The sequence below is a fragment of the Nocardioides sp. NPDC023903 genome (assembly GCF_040639295.1).
Classification (GTDB): Bacteria; Actinomycetota; Actinomycetes; order Propionibacteriales; family Nocardioidaceae; genus Nocardioides.
In genome coordinates this window covers 102,875-121,546 of record NZ_JBEZZS010000010.1, presented here as the reverse complement: position 1 = coordinate 121,546, position 18,672 = coordinate 102,875, and the positions used below count along the sequence as shown (strand labels likewise).

Below are 18,672 nucleotides of genomic sequence, written 5' to 3'. Positions count from 1 at the left end.
CTGGATCAACCCAGCAGCGGCGAGAGCGAGGAGAGCGGGACGGTGCGGGCGCCGGCGCGGCGTACATCCTTGACGACCTCGGCGTCGTCGGTGGCGACCAGGATGACGCGGCCGGCGGGCTCGGCGTCGACGAGGTCGCGGATGACGTCGTCGGCGATGACGCCCTCGGGGGAGAAGAGCACCTTGACGCCGCGCGGAGGCACGGCGGTGGGACGTACGGATGCGGAGTGGGCGTCGAAGACGACGGTCGTCTCGGCGCCGGTGCGGGCGGCGATGGGCGCGATCGCCCGCAGCAGCCGCAGCCGCTGGGCATCGAGCGCCGAGTCGGGCCACAGCGCCTTGGAGACGTTGTAGCCGTCCACGATCAGCCGGACCCGTGGCATGGCCAGGAACTGCTCGAGGTGGGCGCTGCTGGTGACCCCGGCACCGGCGGCGGCGTCCGCGGAGGCCAGCTCGGCCTCCACCCGCTCGCCCGGGGTGCCGGTGACCGGTGGCAGCGCCAGCTCGCGACGGAGGCCTCCGGCCGCGTCGAGCAGCGTGTCGAGCAGGAACCGGGCGCGCAGCGAGGCGTCCTCGCGGTCCGTCTTGGACGTACGCCGCTCGGCGGCGGCCTCGCGCTCCAGCTTGTCGATCTGGCTGCGGAGCTGACGCAGCTGGCGGTCACGCGCGGCGAGCTCGTCCTCGGCACGGGCGAGCGCCGCGCGGGTCTCGGTCAGAGCCGCGTCCAGTCCTGTGCCGGCCTCGCGGGCGGCGGCCCGGGCCTCGCCGAGCTTGCGTCGCAGGGCGGTGTTGTCGGCCTTGAGGTCGTCGAGGCGGGCCTTGCGGTCGGCACGGACCTCGCGGATCTCGTCCTCGGCCGCGGCGAGCTTGCTGCGCAGGCGGGCGACCTCGGCGTCGACCACGGGCACCGCGGCGGCGTCGAGCCGGTCCAGGGCCTCCTTGAGCGAGACCTCCCAGCCGTCGGGGCGGATGAGCCAGACGACGGCGGCCGCCTCGGCCGGGTCCTCGGGCAGGACCACGTCGTCGGAGGAGCCCTGGGGGACGTACGCCGGGCGCAGCTGGCTGCCGACCTTCTCCCGGACCTCGTCGTCACTCTCGAGCACCGAGGCGATCATCGCGCCGCCGGCCTTGGCGCGCCGGGCGGGCGCGAAGTCGGCGATCCGCTTGAGCGCGGGCGGGAGCCGCACCACGTCGGGAAGCACCCCGGCCGTGAGCGCGACGATGCGCCCCCGGACCGTGTCGGGGAGCGTCGCGTACGCGGAGACCTCCATGTTCCAAGTGTAGGGACCCGGTCCGCGATCGCCGCCTCGAATACCGTGCTGCGATGGTGATGACACGCCGCACGCAACCGGACGAAAGCAAAAATGTCGGTGCTCGGTGAGACCGTCACAGCATGACGACGAGAATCGACTGTGACACCTGCCTCGTGCGGGGACTGGCGTGCCACGACTGCGTGGTCACCGTGCTTCTGGGGCCGCCTCCGGAGCTGACCATCGAGGACGACGAGCGCCGGGCGCTCGACGTGCTGGCCGAAGGTGGACTGGTCCCGCCGCTGCGCATGGTGGAAGGGATGTAGCCGAACTTTTGGGCGTGGGTGGTTGGCAGGTGGGGGATGCCGTCGGCTAGTGTGCGCAGGAACTTGGCGCTCGTGGGAGTGGGTCAACCGGCCCACGCGAGTGTCGCGCTTAGTCCAGGCCCGCTTCGGGGCGGGCCAGGAGCCGGGGAACCACACCGGTCGTACGCCGCGAAAACGGAGTGCGATCACCTGGGGTGCATCCGCCGCAAGGGCGATCTGGGAGACCAGATCGAGGAGCGGTGGTAAGGCAGGTCGTGCCTGAACCCGTCAGCTCACCCGGTAGGCGTCAACGACTACACAAGGAGACCGTCCGCTCGTGACACGCGACCGGAAGCGACTCATTGCCGGAGTAGCCGGCATCGCCGCCATCGGTGTCGCCGGGATCATTCCCGCAGCGACCCCCGCCCAGGCAGAGCCCGACATCGACGACGTTCGCAAGAAGGTCGACAAGCTCTACACCCAGGCCGAGGCGGCCAACGAGGACTACAGCAACGCCAAGCTGCGGCTTCAGGACCTCAGGGACCAGCTCGACGACCTCAGCTCCGACGAGAAGCGTCAGAGCAAGGAGCTCGACAAGATCCGCGCCGAGCTCCGTGACTCCGTGCTGCGGCAGTTCGAGGGCTCCGACGTCTCTGCCGTCGGCCAGGTGATCACCTCCGAGGACCCGCAGGAGTTCCTCGCCGGTCTCTCCACCGTCTCGTCCTACAACGCGCTGCAGGCCGACCTGCTGGCTCGGTACAACACCGAGGCGGAGGCCCTTCAGGTTCGCCGCGAGGCCACCGAGGACGCCAAGTCCCAGATGGCCAAGGTCAAGTCGACCATGCAGCAGAAGAAGAGCGAGATCGACAAGAAGTACGAGGCGGCCCAGGCCGAGCTCGACGAGCTGGAGGCCGATGAGCTGGAGGAGTTCCAGTCCACCGACACCAGCATCCCCTCCAACCTGCCGCCGCCCTCTGGCCGCGCCAAGGTGGCCGTCGACTACGCCCTCGCCCAGGTCGGCGACGCCTACGTCTACGGCGCCACCGGCACCGAGTCGTGGGACTGCTCCGGTCTCACCATGGGTGCCTGGGGCCAGGCCGGCGTCTCGCTCCCGCACTCCTCCTCGGCGCAGTACAGCAGCGGACCCCAGGTCTCGCGCGACCAGCTCGCCCCCGGTGACCTGGTCTTCTACTACAGCCCGATCAGCCACGTCGGCATCTACATCGGCAACGGCATGATCGTGCACGCCTCCAACCCGAGCACCGGTGTGAAGGTCTCCCCGATGGACGAGATGCCCTACACGGGCGCCGTCCGCCCGGGCTGAGAGTTTGACCCAGCACCCCGAAGGGGCCGATCGTTCGCAGGTGCGAACGATCGGCTCTCTTCTTTCCCGCCCGGTCCTGATCGGGACCGGGCTGGTGCTGGTGATGCTGCTCGCCGGGTTCGTCGGCTGGCGGCTGACCGGCGGGGGCGAGTACGTCGCGCCGACACCGAGCACCGCGCCGGTCGTGCGCGCCGACACCGAAGGCGCCCGGGCCTCGCTGGCGGAGCTGGTCGACGGCGTACGTGAGGGGGCGAAGCCCGAGGGCGATGACGCCGCCTCGGTGGCGGTGCGCAACGCCCAGGCCATCGGCCTCGGGGACGTCACCGCGAGATACGTCGCCGAGGCGGACAACGTGGAGCAGGACGGCTCCTGGACGGCCGACGTCGAGATGTCGTGGCGCATGCCCGGCGATCCCGCGCTGACCGAGGAGCTGAAGGTCGGCTTCGACGCCGACGGCGCGATCACCGGGTTCTCGGCGGCCCAGGGCACCCGGCTGCCGCTGTGGCTCAGCGGCCCGGTCGAGGTGCGCCGCACCGGCTCCACCCTCGTCGTCGTCCAGGCCTCCGCCGAGGTCGCCGACCGCTACGCCGAGCTGGCCACCACCGCGGTCGCCGGGGTCCGCAAGGTGATCCCCTGGAAGGACCCGCGCCTGGTTCTCGAGGTGCCCGCGACCGGCCTCGACTCCGCGCTCGGCGCGCAGCCGGGCACCTACGCCGCCGTCGCGGCGGTCACGGCGACCGTCGACGGCTCCACGAAGGTCGGGACCCCGCTGCACGTGTGGGTCAACCAGGGCGTCATCGGCGACCTCGACGCCCCCGGCGCCCAGATCGTCATCAGCCATGAGGCCACCCACGCGGCCACCGACGCCGCGACCAACACCCGCCGGCCGATGTGGCTGGTCGAGGGCTTCGCCGACTACGTCGCGCTCCGCGACACCAAGCTCCCGCTGTCCAAGACCGCCGGCCAGATCCTCGCCCAGGTCCGCGAGAACGGCGCCCCTGACCACCTGCCGGGCAAGGCCGAGTTCAACACCCGCTCGGAGCACTTCGGCGCCGAGTACGAAGCCGCCTGGCTCGCCTGCGAGGTGCTCGCCGAGGCCGGCGGCGAGCAGGCCCTGGTCGACCTCTACGAGGAGACCGGGCGCGGCATCGGCCTGGAGAAGGCGCTGCAGGCCAACTTCGGCTTCGGGGAGGACGAACTGACCGCGCGCTGGCGGACCCATCTGTCACACTCGGCTCGATGACGGGGGCAGAAGTGAATGCAACGCGGCGTACGTCCTGGGTGGTTCTCGTCCTCGGGGCGGTCGCATTCGTGGTGCTCGCCTGGCTGCTGATCCCGTGGCATCCCTACCCGGGCGGCGCGCTCGACCTGCCCGACGAGCGTGACGTGTTCACGCCCGAGGAGCTCGAGCGGATGCTGGCCTACTCCGGCACCGCTCGCTGGATCAGCCGGGCCTCGCTCGTCGTCTCGCTGGTGGTCGCCTGCGTGCTCGGGTTCACCCCGCTGGGCCGGCGTCTGGTGGCACGGATACGCGGACCCTGGCTGCTCCGGGTGGTGCTCGCGGTCGCCGTCGTCACCCTCCTCGGCTGGATCGCGACGCTGCCGTTCGCGGTGGCGATCCACCGGCTGCAGATGCGCTACGGGCTCTCCCGGCAGGCGTGGGGACCCTGGCTGGGCGACTCGCTGCTGAACCAGGTCGTCGGCATCGTGACCACCTGCGTTGCGTTGCTCGCCCTCTTCGCCTGCATCCGCCTCGGCCGGCGGTGGTGGCCGGCTGTCGCCGCCGCCCTGGTCGCCGCCCTGGTGGTGGTCGGCTCGTTCGTCTACCCGGTCGTCATCGAGCCGCTGTTCAACGACTTCGAGCCGCTGCCGCGTGGCCAGTTCCGCACCGAGGTGATGGCGATCGCCGAGCGTGAAGGCGTCGACCTCGACGACGTCCTGGTGGTCGACGCCTCCCGGCGCACGACCTCGCTCAATGCGTACGTCACCGGCTTCGGCTCCACCCGCCGCGTCGTCCTCTACGACAACCTCGTCGACTCGCAGCGGGGCGCGGCCGCGCGCGGGGCGGTCCTCTCCGTCGTCGCCCACGAGCTCGCCCATGCCAAGCACGACGACGTCCTGGTCGGCACGGTCATCGGCGCCGCCGGCGCGGTCGCCGGCGTCGGTCTGCTGGGCCTGCTGCTGTCCTACCGCCGCCGTGACGAGTACGCCACCCCCGAAGCCGTCCCGATGCTGATGGCGGTCTTCGCGCTGGCGAGCGTACTGGCGATGCCCATCCAGAACGGCCTCAGCCGGCACGTCGAGGCCCGCGCGGACGTCGACGCGCTCCACGCCACCGGCGACCTGGAGTCGTTCACTCGCCTGCAGCACGACCTCGGCGCCCGCTCGCTCTCCGACCCGTCTCCGCAGGCCTGGTCGCAGTGGTGGTTCGGCTCCCACCCGACCACCCTGCAGCGCATCGCGATCGCGCATCGCGTGCTCGACGGAAAATAGGCCGAGTCGGCTCAAACTGACCAAAAGCACCGCCGAGTCGGCTCGTTCTAACGAGCCGACTCGGCGGGGATCTCGGTCAGGATGCGCCGACTCGGCGCCACCAGAAACTACTTTGCGTAGAGCGCGTCGACCTCGTGGCTGAACTCGCGCATGACCACGTTGCGCTTGAGCTTGAGGCTGGGGGTGAGCTGGCCACCCTCCTCGGTCCAGGAGTCGGGGATGATCACGAACTTGCGGATCGACTCGGCCTTCGAGACCGCCTTGTTGGCGTCGTCGACGGCGCTCTGGATCACGGCGAGCAGGTCCTCGTCCTCGACGAGGTCCTCGATGTTGCCGGACTTGCCGTTGGCCTCGGCCCAGGTGGGCAGGGCCTCGGGGTCGATGGTGACGATCGCGCCGATGAACGGCTGGCCGTCGCCGACGACGATGCACTGGTCGACGAGCACGTGGGCGCGCAGGCGGTCCTCGAGGACGGCCGGAGCGACGTTCTTGCCGCCGGCGGTGACCAGGATCTCCTTCTTGCGACCGGTGATCTTGACGAAGCCCTCGTCGTCGACCTCGCCGAGGTCGCCGGAGTGGAACCAGTCGTCATCGGTCTTCGCGTCCGCGGTGGCGGCCGGGTTCTGCCAGTACTCCTTCAGCACCTGACCACCCTTGAAGAGCAGTTCGCCGTCATCGGCGACACGCACCGAGGTGCCGGGAATCGGTCGGCCGACGGTGCCGATCTTGAACGCCTCGGGCAGGTTGACGGTGAGCGCGCCGGTCGTCTCGGTGAGGCCGTAGCCCTCCAGGACGGTGACGCCGATGCCGCGGTAGAAGTGGCCCAGGCGGTCGCCGAGCGGCGCCCCGCCGGAGATCGCGTAGGAGCAGTTGCCGCCGAGCGCGGCGAGCAGCTTGCCGTAGACGAGCTTGGAGAACAGCTTGTGCTTGGCGGCCAGCAGGAACGGCGCCTTGCCGGTCTCGGTGGCGCGGGAGTAGTCGATCGCGACCTCGGTGGCCATATCGAAGATCTTGCCCTTGCCGTCCGCGACGGCCTTCTGCGAGGCGGTGTTGTAGACCTTCTCGAACACCCGCGGCACGGCCAGCACGAAGGTCGGCTGGAAGGTGCCGAGGTCGGCGACGAGGTTCTTGATGTCGGGGGTGTGACCCAGACGGGTGCGGGACGTGATGCAGCCGATCTGGATGATCCGCGCGAAGACGTGCGCGAGCGGCAGGAACAGCAGCGTGCTGCGGCCCTCGATGTTGAACAGGCCGTCGAGCGAGTCGACGACGACGCCGAGCTCGAACATGAAGTTGCCGTGGGTCAGCACACAGCCCTTCGGGCGGCCGGTGGTGCCGGAGGTGTAGATCAGCGTCGCGGCGTCGTCGGGGGTGACCGCGCTGCGGCGGGCCTCGAGTTGCTCGTCGGTGATGTCGGCGCCGAGCTTGACCAGCAGGTCGATGGCGTTGTCGTTGATCGACCACACGCTGTTGAGCGCTGCGCAGCTCGCGCGGACCTCGCTGATCCGGCTCATGTGGCCGGCGTCCTCGGCGATGATCGCCACGGCGGCGGAGTCCTGGAGGATCCACTCGATCTGCTCGGCCGAGGAGGTCTCGTAGATCGGCACCGTCGTCGCGCCGGCGAACCAGATCGCGTAGTCGATCAGCGTCCACTCGTAGCGCGTCTTCGAGAGCAGCGCGACCCGGTCCCCAGCGCCGACACCCGCCGCGATCAGTCCCTTGGCGACCGCGGAGACCTCAGCGAGGAACTCGGACGACGTCACGTCGACCCAGGAGCCGTCGGCGCCTGGCCGGCTGAGGACGGCGGCATCGGGTGCCTCGGCGGCGTTGCGCACGACGTCGTCGCTCAGACTGCCGGTGGGGGGAACAACGTACGTCGCGGGCGTGGAGAACTCGCGCACTAGGGCCTCCGCATACTGATGGTAGGTGGGTACGAACCGGAGGTTACCCCCGTCACAGCCCGACCATTTCACCGGGATGCTATCCGGTACGCTCCATGGCACCTAGCAAGTCAGGGAGTGAGGACACCACCGATGGCCGATCAGACCACCTCGACGATCGTGATCGAGGCCGCGCCCTCGGCAGTGATGAGGGTGATCGCGGACTTCAAGTCCTATCCGGCCTGGGCCAAGGGCATGCAGGAGGTCAGCGTCCTTGAGACCGGCGTCGACGGGCGGGCCGAGCAGGTCCGTTTCGTGCTCGACGTCGCGCCGATCAAGGACGAATACACCCTGGCGTACGACTGGGACGACGACCGCCAGGTGACCTGGTCGCTGGTCAAGGGCAACCTGCTGCGGTCGATGGACGGCGCCTACGTGCTGCGCGACCTCGGCGGTCGCACCGAGGTCACCTACCGGCTCGCGCTCGACCTGAGCATCCCGCTGATCGGCATGCTCAAGCGCAAGGGCGAGAAGGTCCTGATCGACACCGCGCTGCGAGGCCTCAAGCAGAGAGTCGAGAAGCAGGGCATGCCTTCGTGAGAATCCTTCTCTTCACCGGCAAGGGCGGCGTCGGCAAGTCGACCGTCTCGGCCGGCACCGCGGCGATGTCCGCGGCCCGCGGCCTGCGCACCCTGGTCCTCTCGACCGATGCCGCCCACTCCCTTGGCGACGCCTTCGGGGTCGAAGGGGCGCTGGGTTCGGAGCCGGTCCAGGTCACCGAGCACCTCTACGTCCAGCACGTCGACGCCCAGCGCCGCTTCGAGGAGTCGTGGGCGGAGGTGCAGGGCTACCTGCTGAGCGTCCTGGACACGATCGGCGTGGACCGGATCGCGGCCGAGGAGCTGACCATCATCCCCGGTGCCGAGGAGGTCTTCGCGCTCCTGGAGCTGCGCCGGATGGCCGTCTCGGGGGAGTGGGACACGATCGTGGTCGACTGCGCCCCGACCGCCGAGACGCTGCGGCTGCTCGCCCTTCCCGAGGCCCTGGGCTGGTATCTCGAGCGCATCCTCCCGGTGCAGCGCAAGATGGTGAAGGCGCTCAAGCCGGTGCTGACCAAGGCCGCCGGCGTGCCGATGCCCGGCGACTCCGTCTTCGACGCCCTGGTCCGCCTCCACGACGAGCTCGCGGAGGTCCGCGCCCTGCTGTCGGGCCCCGTGGCGTCCGTACGCATCGTGCTGACCCCCGAGCGGGTCGTGCTCGCCGAGGCACGACGGTCCTGGACGACGCTCTCCCTCTACGGCTACCGCGTCGACGGTGTCGTCGCCAACCGGATCTTTCCGGCCGGCGGCTCCGACGACTGGCGCGCCGGCTGGGTCAAGGCCCAGGACGACGTGCTCGGCGACGTCGGCGCCTCCTTCGAGGGGCTGCCGGTCTGGCGCTCGTTCTACCGGCCGACCGAGCCGGTCGGGGTCGAGGACCTGCGCGAGGTCGCCGAGGCTGCGTACGCCTGGACGGGAAGCGTCGACCCGCTGGCCGTCCCCGAGACCGCGGCCCCGTTCCGCACCGAGACCACCGGCGAGACCACGATCGTCTATCTGGCGCTTCCCGGGCTGGCCCAGTGGGTCGCGCGCGACCAGGTGCAGTTGGGTCGCAACGGCGACGAGCTGGCGATCACCGTAGGGGCCTACCGGCGCCTGCTGACCCTTCCTGCCGCACTCGCCCGGATGCGCGTCAGCGGGGCGCGGGTCGAGGGCGGGGAGCTGCGAGTAACGTTTTCTCGTCAGACGACGAACACCGAGAGCGAGTAGTCGTGAGCGAGCAGCGCCACGAGTGGGCGGACGAGCCGTTGGGGTCGACCGCCGAGGAGCTCGGCCGGCTGATGGAGGCCATTGGCGAGTGGGCCAAGGACTCCCGGATGGGCCACTTCACCGAGGCGGTCGGGGAGCATCTCGATACCGGGGCACCGGAGTGTGCCTACTGCCCGCTGTGCCGTACCGTACATGTCCTCCGGGAGTCGAGTCCGGAGGTCAAGGTGCACCTGGCCAGCGCTGCCGCATCGTTGATGCAGGCCGCGGTCACGGTGCTCAATGCGGCGGCCACGAGTCCGGGTGCTGGCCCTAGTGAAGGCGAGGATGCTCACAGTGATGGCGTGCGGGCTGAGGAAGATGCGACCCGGGACTGGGCGCAGCGCTCGGAGAAGGTCGAACGGATCGATCTCGACGGCTGGAGCTGAGGCATGACGACGACGAAGAAGCTCGCCTGTGGCGTCGACGTCGGTGGAACCAAGATCCTCGGCGGCGTCGTCGACCACGACGGCAACATCATCGAGGACCACCGCGTCGAGTCGCCGGCGAAGAGCCCGGAGGCCATCGAGGCCGCCATCGTCGAGGTGGTCTTGGAGCTCAAGACCCGCCACCCGATCGAGTGCGTCGGCATCGGCGCCGCGGGCTATATCGACAAGGGCCGCTCGACGGTCATGTTCGCGCCCAACATCGCCTGGCGCGACGTACCGCTCAAGGAGCGCCTGGAGAAGGTCCTCGAGCTGCCGGTCGTGATCGAGAACGACGCCAACGCGGCGGCGTGGGGCGAGTTCGAGTACGGCGCGGGTGCCGAGGTCGACAACATGATGCTCGTGACCGTCGGCACCGGTGTCGGCGGCGGCCTGGTGCTCGAGGGCGAGCTCTATCGCGGCGCCTTCGGCGTCGGCGCCGAGATCGGCCACATGCGGGTCGTGCCCAACGGCCACCTGTGCGGCTGCGGCAACCGTGGCTGCTGGGAGCAGTACGCCTCGGGGTCGGCCCTGGTGCGCAACGTCCGCTCCGCCGCACGCGGCGGGTCCCTGCTGGCCCGCGAGGTCCTGGACCGCGCCGAGGGTGACCTCGACAAGATCAAGGGCCCGCTGATCACCGAGGCGGCCCGCGACGGGGACGCCTTCGCGATCGAGGCGCTGACCGACCTCGGCATCTGGCTCGGCGAGGGGATCGCCTCGATCGCCGCCGTGCTGGACCCGGCCGTGGTGGCCATCGGCGGGGGAGTGGCCGAGGCCGACGACCTGCTGCTCGGGCCCGCCCGGCGTGCCTTCCAGGCCCAGCTGACCGGCCGCGGACACCGGCCGATGCTCGACGTCCGCAAGGCGACGCTCGGCAACCAGGCCGGTCTGATCGGCGCGGCTGACCTGGCCCGCAAGTGAGCCAATCCAAGTGAACCTGCACATCGGTGTCGACATCGGCGGCACCAAGGTGCTCGCGGCGGAGGTCTCACCGGCCGGTGAGGTGCTCCGTACCGCTCAGCGCAGCACGCCCGGACGGCGGGTCGAGCTGGAGCTGGTGGAGGACGCGCTGACCGAGGCGGTCACCGAGGTGGCCGCCGGCCGGCCCGTCGCCGGCGTCGGCCTGGCCGCCGCGGGGTTCGTCGACGCGGCCGGGGAGCGGGTCATGTTCGCTCCCCACCTGCCCTGGCGCGGTGAGCCGACTCTGACCCGGCTCTCCGCGCGATGGGGCACCCGGGTGGCGCTCGACAACGACGCCAACTGCGCCGCGCTGGCCGAGCTGGAGCTCGGTGCGGCCCGCGGCGTCGACTCGGCCCTGCTCATCACCCTCGGCACCGGCATCGGCGGTGCCGTGATCCTGGACGGCCGGGTCGTCCGGGGCCGCAACGGCATGGCCGGGGAGTTCGGTCACATGCAGGTCGTGCCTGGCGGGCTCCCGTGCGAGTGCGGCCTCACCGGCTGCTGGGAGCAGTACTCCTCCGGCAACGCCCTGGTCGCCTTCGTGCGCGCCCGTGTGGAGACCGAGGAGTACGCCGGTTGCGCGCTCGACGAGCTGGCCGCGGGTGACCCGCTCAAGATCACCGGCCCGGCGGTCACCGCCGCCGCGGCCCGCGGTGATGCGCTCGCGCTGGCAGCGTACGAGTCGGTGGGGTCGTGGCTGGGGGTCGGAATGGCCGGCCTCGTGGCCGCCTTCGACCCCGAGCTGTTGGTCGTCGGCGGGGGAGTCTCCACCGCGGGCGACCTGCTGCTGGCGCCTGCCCGCACGGCCCTTGAGGCCTCGCTCGTCGGCCGCCTCCACCGCGAGGTGCCGCGGATCGTGGCGACCGCCTTCGGCGCGGAGGCAGGCGTGGTGGGTGCGAGCATCCTGGCTCGCCGCCTCACCGCGGACCAGAGCTAGACGCGAGCGCCGTCGTCCCAGGGGTCGCGGGGCTCCGACGGCATGGTCGCCAGCAGGTAGACGAAGCCGGCCAGGAAGGCGGCGACCAGGCCACCGATGACCCAGCTGTTGAAGTGGCGGCCGGTGATCTGGGTGACCACGATCAGGACCAGCACGGCGACCGGTGCACCGAGCACCCCGATCCAGGCGAGCAGGCGCGCCGGGGTCGGCTTCGGGAGCGGCGGCGGAGGCGGTGGGACGTAGCCCTCCTCGTCGTCGCGCCACATGTCGTCATAGGCGTCCGGCTCGTCGACGGTCTCGACGATGTCGATCTTCTTCTCGAAGAGATCGCGGGCGACGGGCTCCTCCTCGAGGGCGGGGCGGTCGCCGTAGTTCTCGACGATCTCGCGCCATGCTTCGTCGTCCGACGGCTGGCCTTCCGAGGGCACGGAGGCGTCGTCGGAGGCCCCGGTCGCGTCCTCGGGCCGGTCGTCTCGGTCGCTCACTCCTCCAGCCTAGCCGGATCTCATGACAGGGTGCGGGAGTAGAAGTACCTGTCTCGTTATAGGCTCATCGGTCGAAGGCAAATAGGGAAGGCGATGGGGTGTCGACGAAGCTCTTCTACTCGTTCTTGAAGTGGGTCGCGATCGGGCCTCTCCTTCGGGCGGTTTTCCGTCCGTCCTATGAGGGCGCGGAGAACATCCCGCGCAAGGGCCCGGCGATCATGGCCAGCAACCACCTCTCCTACGCCGACTGGCTCTTCATGCCGCTCGGGATGAAGCGGATGGTGCGTTTCGTCGCCAAGGCGGAGTACTTCACCGGAACGGGCCCCAAGGGCTTCCTGCAGAGGATCTTCTTCTCGGGCACCGGCAACGTGCCGATCGACCGTGGTGGCGCGACCGCCGCCGAGGGGGCGCTCATCGCCGCCAAGCGGGTTCTGGCCGAGGGCGAGCTCTTCGGGATCTACCCCGAGGGCACCCGCTCCCACGACGGCAAGCTCTACCGGGGCCGGACCGGCATCGCCAGGCTGGCTCTGGACACGGGTGCGCCCGTGATCCCGGTCGCCGTGATCGGCACCGATGTGATCGCGCCTCCGGGCAAGAAGTTCGGCAAGCTCGTGCACCCGCGGATCATCTACGGCAAGCCGCTGGACTTCTCGCGCTACGAGGGCATGACCAACGACCGCTACATCCTGCGCGCGATCACCGACGAGATCGTCTACGAGATCCTCAAGCTCTCCGGCCAGGAGTACGTCGACATGTACGCCACCGAGGCCAAGAAGCTGGCCGAGGGCAAGAAGCCCGCGAAGAAGTCCTCCGGGTCGCCCAAGACCGGGCCTACCAAGGACGTAGCCTGACGATCCACTCGTCCCACCCGTTCCCGACGCCGGAGGATCCGGTACGCCGGTTGCGCGGTCGTCTGGGTGGGCGGGTGTCGCTGTGGACCTCCGGCTCTGCCGGTTCCTGGGCCGGGCTCACGGTCTCCTCGCTGATGGTGGCCAACGGGTCGCCCGGAGCCGTGCTCGGCCTGCTCGATCCCGACTCGGACCTGCGTGACGAGCTCGAGGAGACCGGCGTGGGGGTCGTATCGCTGCTCCACTGGCGCCATCGCGACCTCGCCGAGGCGTTCGGGGGCACCGCTCCCGCTCCCGGCGGCGCGTTCCGCTCCGGCTCGTGGGAGACGACCGAGTTCGGCCGGCGGCTCGCCGATGCGCCGACCTGGGCAGGCGTACGCCTGGTGTCGATGCAGGAAATCGGCTGGTCCGCGCTGGCGACGTGCGAGATCGTGTCGCTCGAGGTCGGTGACGACGCCGACCCGCTGGTCCACCGGCACGGAAGGTATGAACGATGATCGACGGCTATCTGCGACGGCTCGGCATCAACGGGCGGCCGGAGGCGACGTACGAGACGCTTGTCGACCTTCATCATCGCCATCTCGACACGCTTCCCTATGAGAACCTCTCGATCATGCTCGCCACCATCGGAGCCGTGGGGGCACCGGACCCGGTGGACCCCGAGGTGACGCTGGCGCGGGTCGCGGCCGGCGGCAACGCGGGCTACTGCTTCCACAACAACGGCGTCTTCTCAATGGTGCTGGAGAAGCTCGGTTTCGACGTCGTACGCCGCTTCGGCCAGATGCTCGAGGCGACAGGTCCTTCGGGGACCTTGGACCACCTGGCGATCGAGGTCCGTGGACTGCCGACCGCATCGAACCCGGCGGGCCGGTGGGCTGCCGACGTGGGCTACGGGGACGGCTTCCGTGACCCGTTGCCGCTGGCCGACGGGCATTTCCGGCAGTCCGGCTTCGTCTACCGGCTGGCGCGGGTGGGGGAGACGGGATGGACCTTCCACCATGATCCGCACGGTTCCTTCAACGGGAGCTTCGTCCGCGGCGACGTTGTGCAGGACGCGATCGAGGCGTCGCACCTGCGTCTCTCCACGCCGCCGGAGGGCGACTTCGCCCGCAAGCTCGTCGTGCAGCGGCGTGACGCGACAGGGGCTGACACCGTTCGCTCGATCCGGCACACGCGGACCGGATCCGGTGCGTCGACGCGCGAGCTGCGGGACTTCGAGGAGTGGCGTGCGGCCCTGGGCGGTCTCGGGCTCTCGTTCCTCGGGGTCGAGGAGGACGCGCTGCGCGAGCTCCACAAGCGACAGGCCGCCGAGTACGACGAGTGGTTGCTGACGCGGTAGTCCGCGACGTGCTGAGATGGCGGACATGAGCGACGAACCTGCACCCGAGCTGCTCGACATCGCGGCCGAGCTCTACGGGCTGCCGCTGGCCGACTTCACTCCGGAGCGCGATGCGCGGGTCAAGGATCTCAAGGGGACGCCACTGGCGGGTCCGGTCAAGGCGCTGAAGAAGCCCTCGACCGCGGCGTGGGTGGTGAACCTGCTGGTGCGCTACGAGACCGAGCAGGTGGAGCAGGTGATCTCGGTCGGCGCCCTGCTGCGTGAGGCGCAGACAGGTATGGACGCCGCTCAGCTGCGTGAGCTCACCAAGCAGCGCCGCCAGCTGACCGCGGCGGTGACGACCCGCGCTCGCGGCCTCGCGCGCGAGCACGGTCTCCGGGTGACCGAGGCGGTGGCGACCCAGGTCGAGGCGACGTTGACCGCGGCCATGATCGACGAGTCCGCCGCCCAGGCCGTACGCAGCGGCCTGCTCATCTCGGCATTGGCCGCCACCGGGATCGATGCCGTGAACGCGGCGGACGCCGTCGCGCTGCCGGACGCCTTGGGCTTCGAGGTGCCCGAGGTCGTCCCGCCGCCCCCGGAGCCGCTGCGAGCCGTGCCAGACCTGCCCGACACCGCGGCGCTCGACGAGGCCCGGGATGCGCTCACGGAGGCCGAGTCCGCGCTGTCCGGTGCCGAGGAGGAGCGCGACAAGGCCATGTCGGCCTTCAAGGACATCGAGGCGAGGTCGCTCCAGGTGAAGTCGGAGATCGATGAGCTACGCCGCCGGCTGGCGGACCTCGAGTCGACCGCCGCCGACGTCGACGACGAGCTCACCGAGGCGGAGGATGCCCGCGACGCCGCCGAGAGCGCGGTCTCGGAGGCCGCCGCTGCCCGGGACTCCGCAGCCGCTGAGGTGGAGCGCCTCGGCGGATAGGGTCGGCCTTGGGCATTTCCGGATGCTCGTGAATGTCGAGTTGTTTGGTCGACTATCCTGGCAGGGTGACCGAGACTGCCACCGACTCCGCCGTCGCTGCCCGTTACCGCGACCCCGCGCTCGCCGCCCTGGCGACGACCAGCGCGGTGATCGAGCACCAGCTCGGGCACCGGTCGGTGCGCTCGTTCCTGAGGGACCCGGTCACCGACGACCAGCTCACCGCGATCATCGCCGCCGCCTCCTCGGCGCCCACCTCGTCCAACCTGCAGACCTGGAGCGTCGTCGCCGTACGCGACCCGGCCCGCAAGGCGCGACTCGCCAGGCTGGCCGGTGATCAGGCGTTCATCGAGGCGGCACCGCTCTTCCTGCTCTGGGTCGCCGACCTCAGCCGCGCCCGCGGGCTCGCGGCGGCCGCCGGCGCCCGGGTCGAGGCGACCGACTACCTGGAGTCGACACTCCTCGGTGTCATCGATGCCACTCTCGCCGCCCAGAACGCCATCGTCGCCGCCTCATCGCTCGGCCTGGGCACGGTCTGCGTCGGCGGCGCCCGCAACCACCCCGAGGAGATCGCGGCCGAGATCGGCCTGCCTCCGGGCGCGTTCGTCGTCTTCGGCCTCGCGGTCGGGGTGCCCGACCCCGCCGAGGAGGCTGGCGTCAAGCCTCGCCTTCCGCTGTCCGTCGTCCTCCACCACGAGGCCTACTCGTCCCCGGGTGCCGACGACCTGGCTGCGTACGACGAGCGGCTCGGTGGCTACAACGCCACCTACGGTCTCGGCGGCGGCTGGTCCGAGCGCGTCCTGGCACGCCTCGTCGGGACCGCCAGCATGTCCGGCCGCCACCGGCTCCGGGCGCAGCTCGAGCGCCTCGGGCTCGCCGGTCGCTGAAGACGGGAGGCGGACCGGTCATGGCAGACTCTGGCGCCGTGAGCACCGACTGGCGCGAGTGGCACGAGCGGTACGACGACCCGAGCTCCAGTCTGGTGCGACGTCTGGAGGCGGTGCGCGATGAGGTCAGGCGTCTGTTGGCGGACCGTCGCGGCGCTCGTACGCAGGTCGCCAGCATCTGTGCGGGTGACGGGCGGGACCTGCTGCCGGTCCTCGCCTCGATGGATGGCGATGTCGACGCGATCCTGGTCGAGATCGACTCGGATCTTGCGGATCGTGCGCGGGCCACCGCCGCAGCGCTGGGGCTGGCTCGAGTCGAGGTGCGCACCGGAGATGCCGGGCTTGCCAGCACGCTGGCCGGGGCGCCGCCGGCTGACGTCTTCCTGGCCTGCGGTGTCTTCGGCAACATCACCGACTCGGATCTCGGGGCGACGATCGGCGCGCTACCTGCGCTCGTGGCACCCGGTGGCGCTGTGGTCTGGACGCGGGGCGCGAATCTCGGCGACGGCGAGCTGAGCGCATACCCCGGAGACCCGGCAGATCTCGTTCGCGAGCTCCTCGCCCGTCGAGGTTTCACCGAAGAGTCGTTCGTACGTCCAGCGGACGCCGACTTCCGGGTCGGGGTCCATCGACGGTCCGTGGATGCTTCGCCGACGGCTCTGCCGGAGCGGATGTTCTCCTTCGCTCGCTGAGCGTCAGACGGCGAACGTGTCTCCGGGTTCGGCTGTGATGCTCTTCCGCATCCGGACCAGCGGGACCGGGGCGCCGCCACGGTCATCGGTGATCCGCTCGACCGGCTCGAAGCCGTACGCCGTGTAGAGCGGCTCGCCGGACAGGGTGCCCATCAGTTCGAGGGTTGTGAAGCCCTCCGCTGCCGCGGCGCGCTCGCAGAGGTCCAGGATCAGCCGGCCGACGCCGCGGCGGGCGAAGGTCGGGTTGGTGTACATCGCCCGCACCCTGGCGGGATCGCTTGCCGGGTCCAGGAGTGCCGGCTCGCGGCCCGGGGTGTGGTCGCCGCCGTAGAGCGTCGCCCTCTTGCTCCAGCCGCCGCAGCCGGCGATCTCGTCGTCCTCTTCGACCACGAAGTAGGTGCCGTCCTCGATCAGCTGGGTGTCGATGCCCATCACCGTTCGGCTCGAGGTGATCTGGGCTGCGGTCAGGAACCCCTTCTGGAGCTCTCCGATCGACGTGTTCATGATCGCCGTCAGGGCTGGGATGTCTTCTCGAGTCGCGATGCGGTGGGTGAAGGGCACGTGTCGAAGCCTGTCATGACGCTGTGGCTTCGCCGTCGGGCGGCCGGAAACAGGATTCCTGTGTGAGGTAAGTCACGCGAATTTGCCTCGATCTATTGACGCTATAAAACGATGTCGATAACGTTTTCCAGCGAGTTCGCGCGAGCTCTGAGGTACCACCGACCACCTTTCATTCCGGGAGAACAGGATCGATGATGACCCGAGTTCGAGTTAGACCCCTGCGCGCCTTGAAGGCCAGAAGAACCGCCGCCTTCGCCACCCTCGCCGCCTTGGTGATCACCAGCGGCATCGCCATCCTCGCCGTCGCCGGCCCCGCCCGGGCCGAGGGCTCCACCCTGCAGGCAGCCGCGGCCGAGTCCGGCCGCTACTACGGCACCGCCATCGCCGCGAGTCGGATGTCCGACTCGCAGTACACGACCATCGCGAACCGCGAGTTCAACATGATCACTGCCGAGAACGAGATGAAGATGGACGCGACCGAGCCGTCGCCGAACCAGTTCAGCTTCTCCTCCGGCGACCAGATCGCCAACTGGGCCATCCAGAACGGCAAGCGGGTCCGCGGGCACGCGCTGGCCTGGCACTCCCAGCAGCCGGGCTGGATGCAGAACATGGAGGGCAGCTCGCTCCGCAGCGCGATGCTCAATCACATCGCCGGGGTCGCCGGCCACTACCGAGGCAAGATCTACGCCTGGGACGTGGTGAACGAGGCCTTCGAGGACGGCTCCTCCGGTGCCCGTCGCAATTCCAACCTGCAGCGCACCGGCAACGACTGGATCGAGGCCGCTTTCCGGGCCGCCCGCTCGGCCGACCCGAACGCGAAGCTCTGCTACAACGACTACAACACCGACAACTGGAGCCACGCGAAGACGCAGGCCGTCTACAACATGGTCCGCGACTTCAAGTCGCGCGGCGTACCCATCGACTGCGTCGGCTTCCAGGCCCACTTCAACTCGGGCAACCCGGTGCCGAGCAACTACCACGTCACGCTGCAGAACTTCGCCGACCTCGGCGTGGACGTACAGATCACCGAGCTCGACATCGCCGGCTCCGGCACCTCGCAGGCCGAGCAGTTCCGCGGCGTGACCCAGGCCTGCATGGCGGTGACCCGCTGCACCGGCATCACAGTCTGGGGCGTACGCGACACCGACTCGTGGCGGGCCTCGGACACCCCGCTGCTCTTCGACGGCTCAGGCAACAAGAAGCTCGCCTACGGCTACGTCCTCGACCAGCTCAACACCGCCGACGGCGGATCCACGCCACCGGCGGGGAGCTGCACGGTGAGCGCCACCCGGACCGAATCCTGGAACGACCGGTTCAACACCGTGTTCACCGTCAGCGGCACCGATGACTGGGTGGTCCGGATCAGCACCGGCTCGGGCCAGAGCCTGCAGAACGCCTGGAACGCGACCGTCTCCGGTACGTCGGGAACGCTCACCGCCACACCGAACGGCAACGGCAACCAGTTCGGGATCACGCTCTACTCGGGCGGGAACACCGCGACACCGACCGCGACCTGTACCGCGGCCTGA

Annotated in this window: 20 protein-coding genes and 1 riboswitch; of the genes, 16 read left to right on the top strand and 4 right to left on the bottom strand. The window is 70.1% G+C overall.

Annotated elements, in window-relative coordinates; translation table 11 throughout:
• Window positions 1–5: 5 nt before the first annotated feature.
• Window positions 6–1,271 (bottom strand): NYN domain-containing protein, encoded by a 1,266-nt coding sequence (locus AB0F44_RS13390; RefSeq protein WP_357356088.1) that lies wholly within the window; start codon window positions 1,269–1,271, stop codon window positions 6–8.
• Window positions 1,272–1,393: 122 nt separating this feature from the next.
• Between AB0F44_RS13390 and AB0F44_RS13385 the strand changes: the two genes are divergently transcribed.
• From AB0F44_RS13385 to AB0F44_RS13370, 4 genes are all read left to right on the top strand, one after another.
• A complete protein-coding gene (locus tag AB0F44_RS13385; protein WP_091049976.1) occupies window positions 1,394–1,576 on the top strand; it encodes a hypothetical protein in 183 nt (60 codons plus the stop codon).
• A gap of 96 nt (window positions 1,577–1,672) precedes the next feature.
• Window positions 1,673–1,877, top strand: a riboswitch (cyclic di-AMP (ydaO/yuaA leader).
• A gap of 15 nt (window positions 1,878–1,892) precedes the next feature.
• Window positions 1,893–2,879: an NlpC/P60 family protein gene (locus AB0F44_RS13380; protein ID WP_357356086.1), complete on the top strand. Its 987-nt coding sequence runs from the start codon at window positions 1,893–1,895 to the stop codon at window positions 2,877–2,879.
• A 40-nt stretch (window positions 2,880–2,919) separates the two neighbouring features.
• The gene (locus tag AB0F44_RS13375) at window positions 2,920–4,122 is read left to right on the top strand and encodes a hypothetical protein (protein ID WP_357356084.1); all 1,203 of its coding nucleotides are present in this window, start codon (window positions 2,920–2,922) and stop codon (window positions 4,120–4,122) included.
• Window positions 4,119–5,372 carry a M48 family metalloprotease gene (locus AB0F44_RS13370; protein WP_357356082.1) on the top strand — a complete coding sequence of 418 codons (1,254 nt, stop codon included), beginning with the start codon at window positions 4,119–4,121 and terminating at the stop codon, window positions 5,370–5,372. Before AB0F44_RS13375 ends, AB0F44_RS13370 begins: the two co-directional genes overlap by 4 nt.
• Window positions 5,373–5,479: 107 nt before the next feature.
• Here the strand turns inward: AB0F44_RS13370 and AB0F44_RS13365 are convergent, their stop codons facing one another.
• The gene (locus AB0F44_RS13365; protein WP_357356080.1) at window positions 5,480–7,273 is read right to left on the bottom strand and encodes an AMP-dependent synthetase/ligase; all 1,794 of its coding nucleotides are present in this window, start codon (window positions 7,271–7,273) and stop codon (window positions 5,480–5,482) included.
• A 132-nt stretch (window positions 7,274–7,405) separates the two neighbouring features.
• On the opposite strand from AB0F44_RS13365, the gene AB0F44_RS13360 reads away from it, so the two are divergent.
• From AB0F44_RS13360 to AB0F44_RS13340, 5 genes are read left to right on the top strand one after another with little or no spacing between them, the layout of a single operon-like run.
• Window positions 7,406–7,852, top strand: a complete 447-nt coding sequence (locus AB0F44_RS13360; RefSeq protein ID WP_357356078.1) for an SRPBCC family protein — start codon at window positions 7,406–7,408, stop codon at window positions 7,850–7,852.
• On the top strand, window positions 7,849–9,060 hold the full coding sequence (locus AB0F44_RS13355) for an ArsA family ATPase (protein WP_357356076.1): 1,212 nt from the start codon (window positions 7,849–7,851) through the stop codon (window positions 9,058–9,060). Before AB0F44_RS13360 ends, AB0F44_RS13355 begins: the two co-directional genes overlap by 4 nt.
• A gap of 2 nt (window positions 9,061–9,062) precedes the next feature.
• Complete coding sequence (locus tag AB0F44_RS13350; protein WP_357356074.1) at window positions 9,063–9,485, top strand: DUF5304 family protein; 423 nt, start codon at window positions 9,063–9,065, stop codon at window positions 9,483–9,485.
• A 3-nt stretch (window positions 9,486–9,488) separates the two neighbouring features.
• Window positions 9,489–10,442, top strand: a complete 954-nt coding sequence (locus tag AB0F44_RS13345; RefSeq protein ID WP_350661499.1) for an ROK family glucokinase — start codon at window positions 9,489–9,491, stop codon at window positions 10,440–10,442.
• A 10-nt stretch (window positions 10,443–10,452) separates the two neighbouring features.
• Complete coding sequence (locus AB0F44_RS13340; RefSeq protein ID WP_357356072.1) at window positions 10,453–11,418, top strand: ROK family protein; 966 nt, start codon at window positions 10,453–10,455, stop codon at window positions 11,416–11,418.
• On the opposite strand, the gene AB0F44_RS13335 is transcribed toward AB0F44_RS13340, so the two are convergent.
• Window positions 11,415–11,903, bottom strand: a complete 489-nt coding sequence (locus tag AB0F44_RS13335; protein WP_357356070.1) for a hypothetical protein — start codon at window positions 11,901–11,903, stop codon at window positions 11,415–11,417. The two genes, AB0F44_RS13340 and AB0F44_RS13335, sit on opposite strands and share 4 nt — an antisense overlap.
• 98 nt (window positions 11,904–12,001) lie before the next feature.
• Here AB0F44_RS13335 and AB0F44_RS13330 point away from each other — a divergent pair, with 98 nt between their 5' ends.
• The 6 genes from AB0F44_RS13330 to AB0F44_RS13305 all read left to right on the top strand — a co-directional run bounded on the left by AB0F44_RS13330 (window position 12,002) and on the right by AB0F44_RS13305 (window position 16,582).
• Window positions 12,002–12,754, top strand: a complete 753-nt coding sequence (locus AB0F44_RS13330) for a lysophospholipid acyltransferase family protein (protein WP_357356068.1) — start codon at window positions 12,002–12,004, stop codon at window positions 12,752–12,754.
• Between the two features lie 50 nt (window positions 12,755–12,804).
• A complete protein-coding gene (locus AB0F44_RS13325; protein WP_357356066.1) occupies window positions 12,805–13,248 on the top strand; it encodes a flavin reductase family protein in 444 nt (147 codons plus the stop codon).
• A complete protein-coding gene (locus AB0F44_RS13320) occupies window positions 13,245–14,090 on the top strand; it encodes an arylamine N-acetyltransferase (protein ID WP_357356064.1) in 846 nt (281 codons plus the stop codon). Before AB0F44_RS13325 ends, AB0F44_RS13320 begins: the two co-directional genes overlap by 4 nt.
• A 25-nt stretch (window positions 14,091–14,115) precedes the next feature.
• On the top strand, window positions 14,116–15,006 hold the full coding sequence (locus tag AB0F44_RS13315; RefSeq protein WP_357356062.1) for a hypothetical protein: 891 nt from the start codon (window positions 14,116–14,118) through the stop codon (window positions 15,004–15,006).
• Window positions 15,007–15,071: 65 nt separating this feature from the next.
• The gene (locus AB0F44_RS13310; protein ID WP_357356060.1) at window positions 15,072–15,890 is read left to right on the top strand and encodes an NADPH-dependent oxidoreductase; all 819 of its coding nucleotides are present in this window, start codon (window positions 15,072–15,074) and stop codon (window positions 15,888–15,890) included.
• A gap of 38 nt (window positions 15,891–15,928) precedes the next feature.
• Window positions 15,929–16,582, top strand: a complete 654-nt coding sequence (locus AB0F44_RS13305) for a class I SAM-dependent methyltransferase (RefSeq protein WP_357356058.1) — start codon at window positions 15,929–15,931, stop codon at window positions 16,580–16,582.
• A gap of 3 nt (window positions 16,583–16,585) precedes the next feature.
• Here AB0F44_RS13305 and AB0F44_RS13300 read toward each other — a convergent pair whose 3' ends face one another.
• Window positions 16,586–17,143: a GNAT family N-acetyltransferase gene (locus AB0F44_RS13300; RefSeq protein ID WP_357356056.1), complete on the bottom strand. Its 558-nt coding sequence runs from the start codon at window positions 17,141–17,143 to the stop codon at window positions 16,586–16,588.
• A 227-nt stretch (window positions 17,144–17,370) separates the two neighbouring features.
• Here AB0F44_RS13300 and AB0F44_RS13295 point away from each other — a divergent pair, with 227 nt between their 5' ends.
• On the top strand, window positions 17,371–18,672 hold the full coding sequence (locus AB0F44_RS13295) for an endo-1,4-beta-xylanase (protein ID WP_357356054.1): 1,302 nt from the start codon (window positions 17,371–17,373) through the stop codon (window positions 18,670–18,672).

What these genes read in the sequence shown, in the direction of transcription:
- AB0F44_RS13315 (WP_357356062.1), top strand. Translation starts at nt 14,116, where the DNA reads ATGAGCGACGAACCTGCACCCGAGCTGCTCGACATCGCGGCCGAGCTC.
- AB0F44_RS13390 (WP_357356088.1), bottom strand. Translation starts at nt 1,271, where the DNA reads ATGGAGGTCTCCGCGTACGCGACGCTCCCCGACACGGTCCGGGGGCGC.
- AB0F44_RS13385 (WP_091049976.1), top strand. Translation starts at nt 1,394, where the DNA reads ATGACGACGAGAATCGACTGTGACACCTGCCTCGTGCGGGGACTGGCG.
- AB0F44_RS13320 (WP_357356064.1), top strand. Translation starts at nt 13,245, where the DNA reads ATGATCGACGGCTATCTGCGACGGCTCGGCATCAACGGGCGGCCGGAG.
- AB0F44_RS13370 (WP_357356082.1), top strand. Translation starts at nt 4,119, where the DNA reads ATGACGGGGGCAGAAGTGAATGCAACGCGGCGTACGTCCTGGGTGGTT.
- AB0F44_RS13360 (WP_357356078.1), top strand. Translation starts at nt 7,406, where the DNA reads ATGGCCGATCAGACCACCTCGACGATCGTGATCGAGGCCGCGCCCTCG.
- AB0F44_RS13345 (WP_350661499.1), top strand. Translation starts at nt 9,489, where the DNA reads ATGACGACGACGAAGAAGCTCGCCTGTGGCGTCGACGTCGGTGGAACC.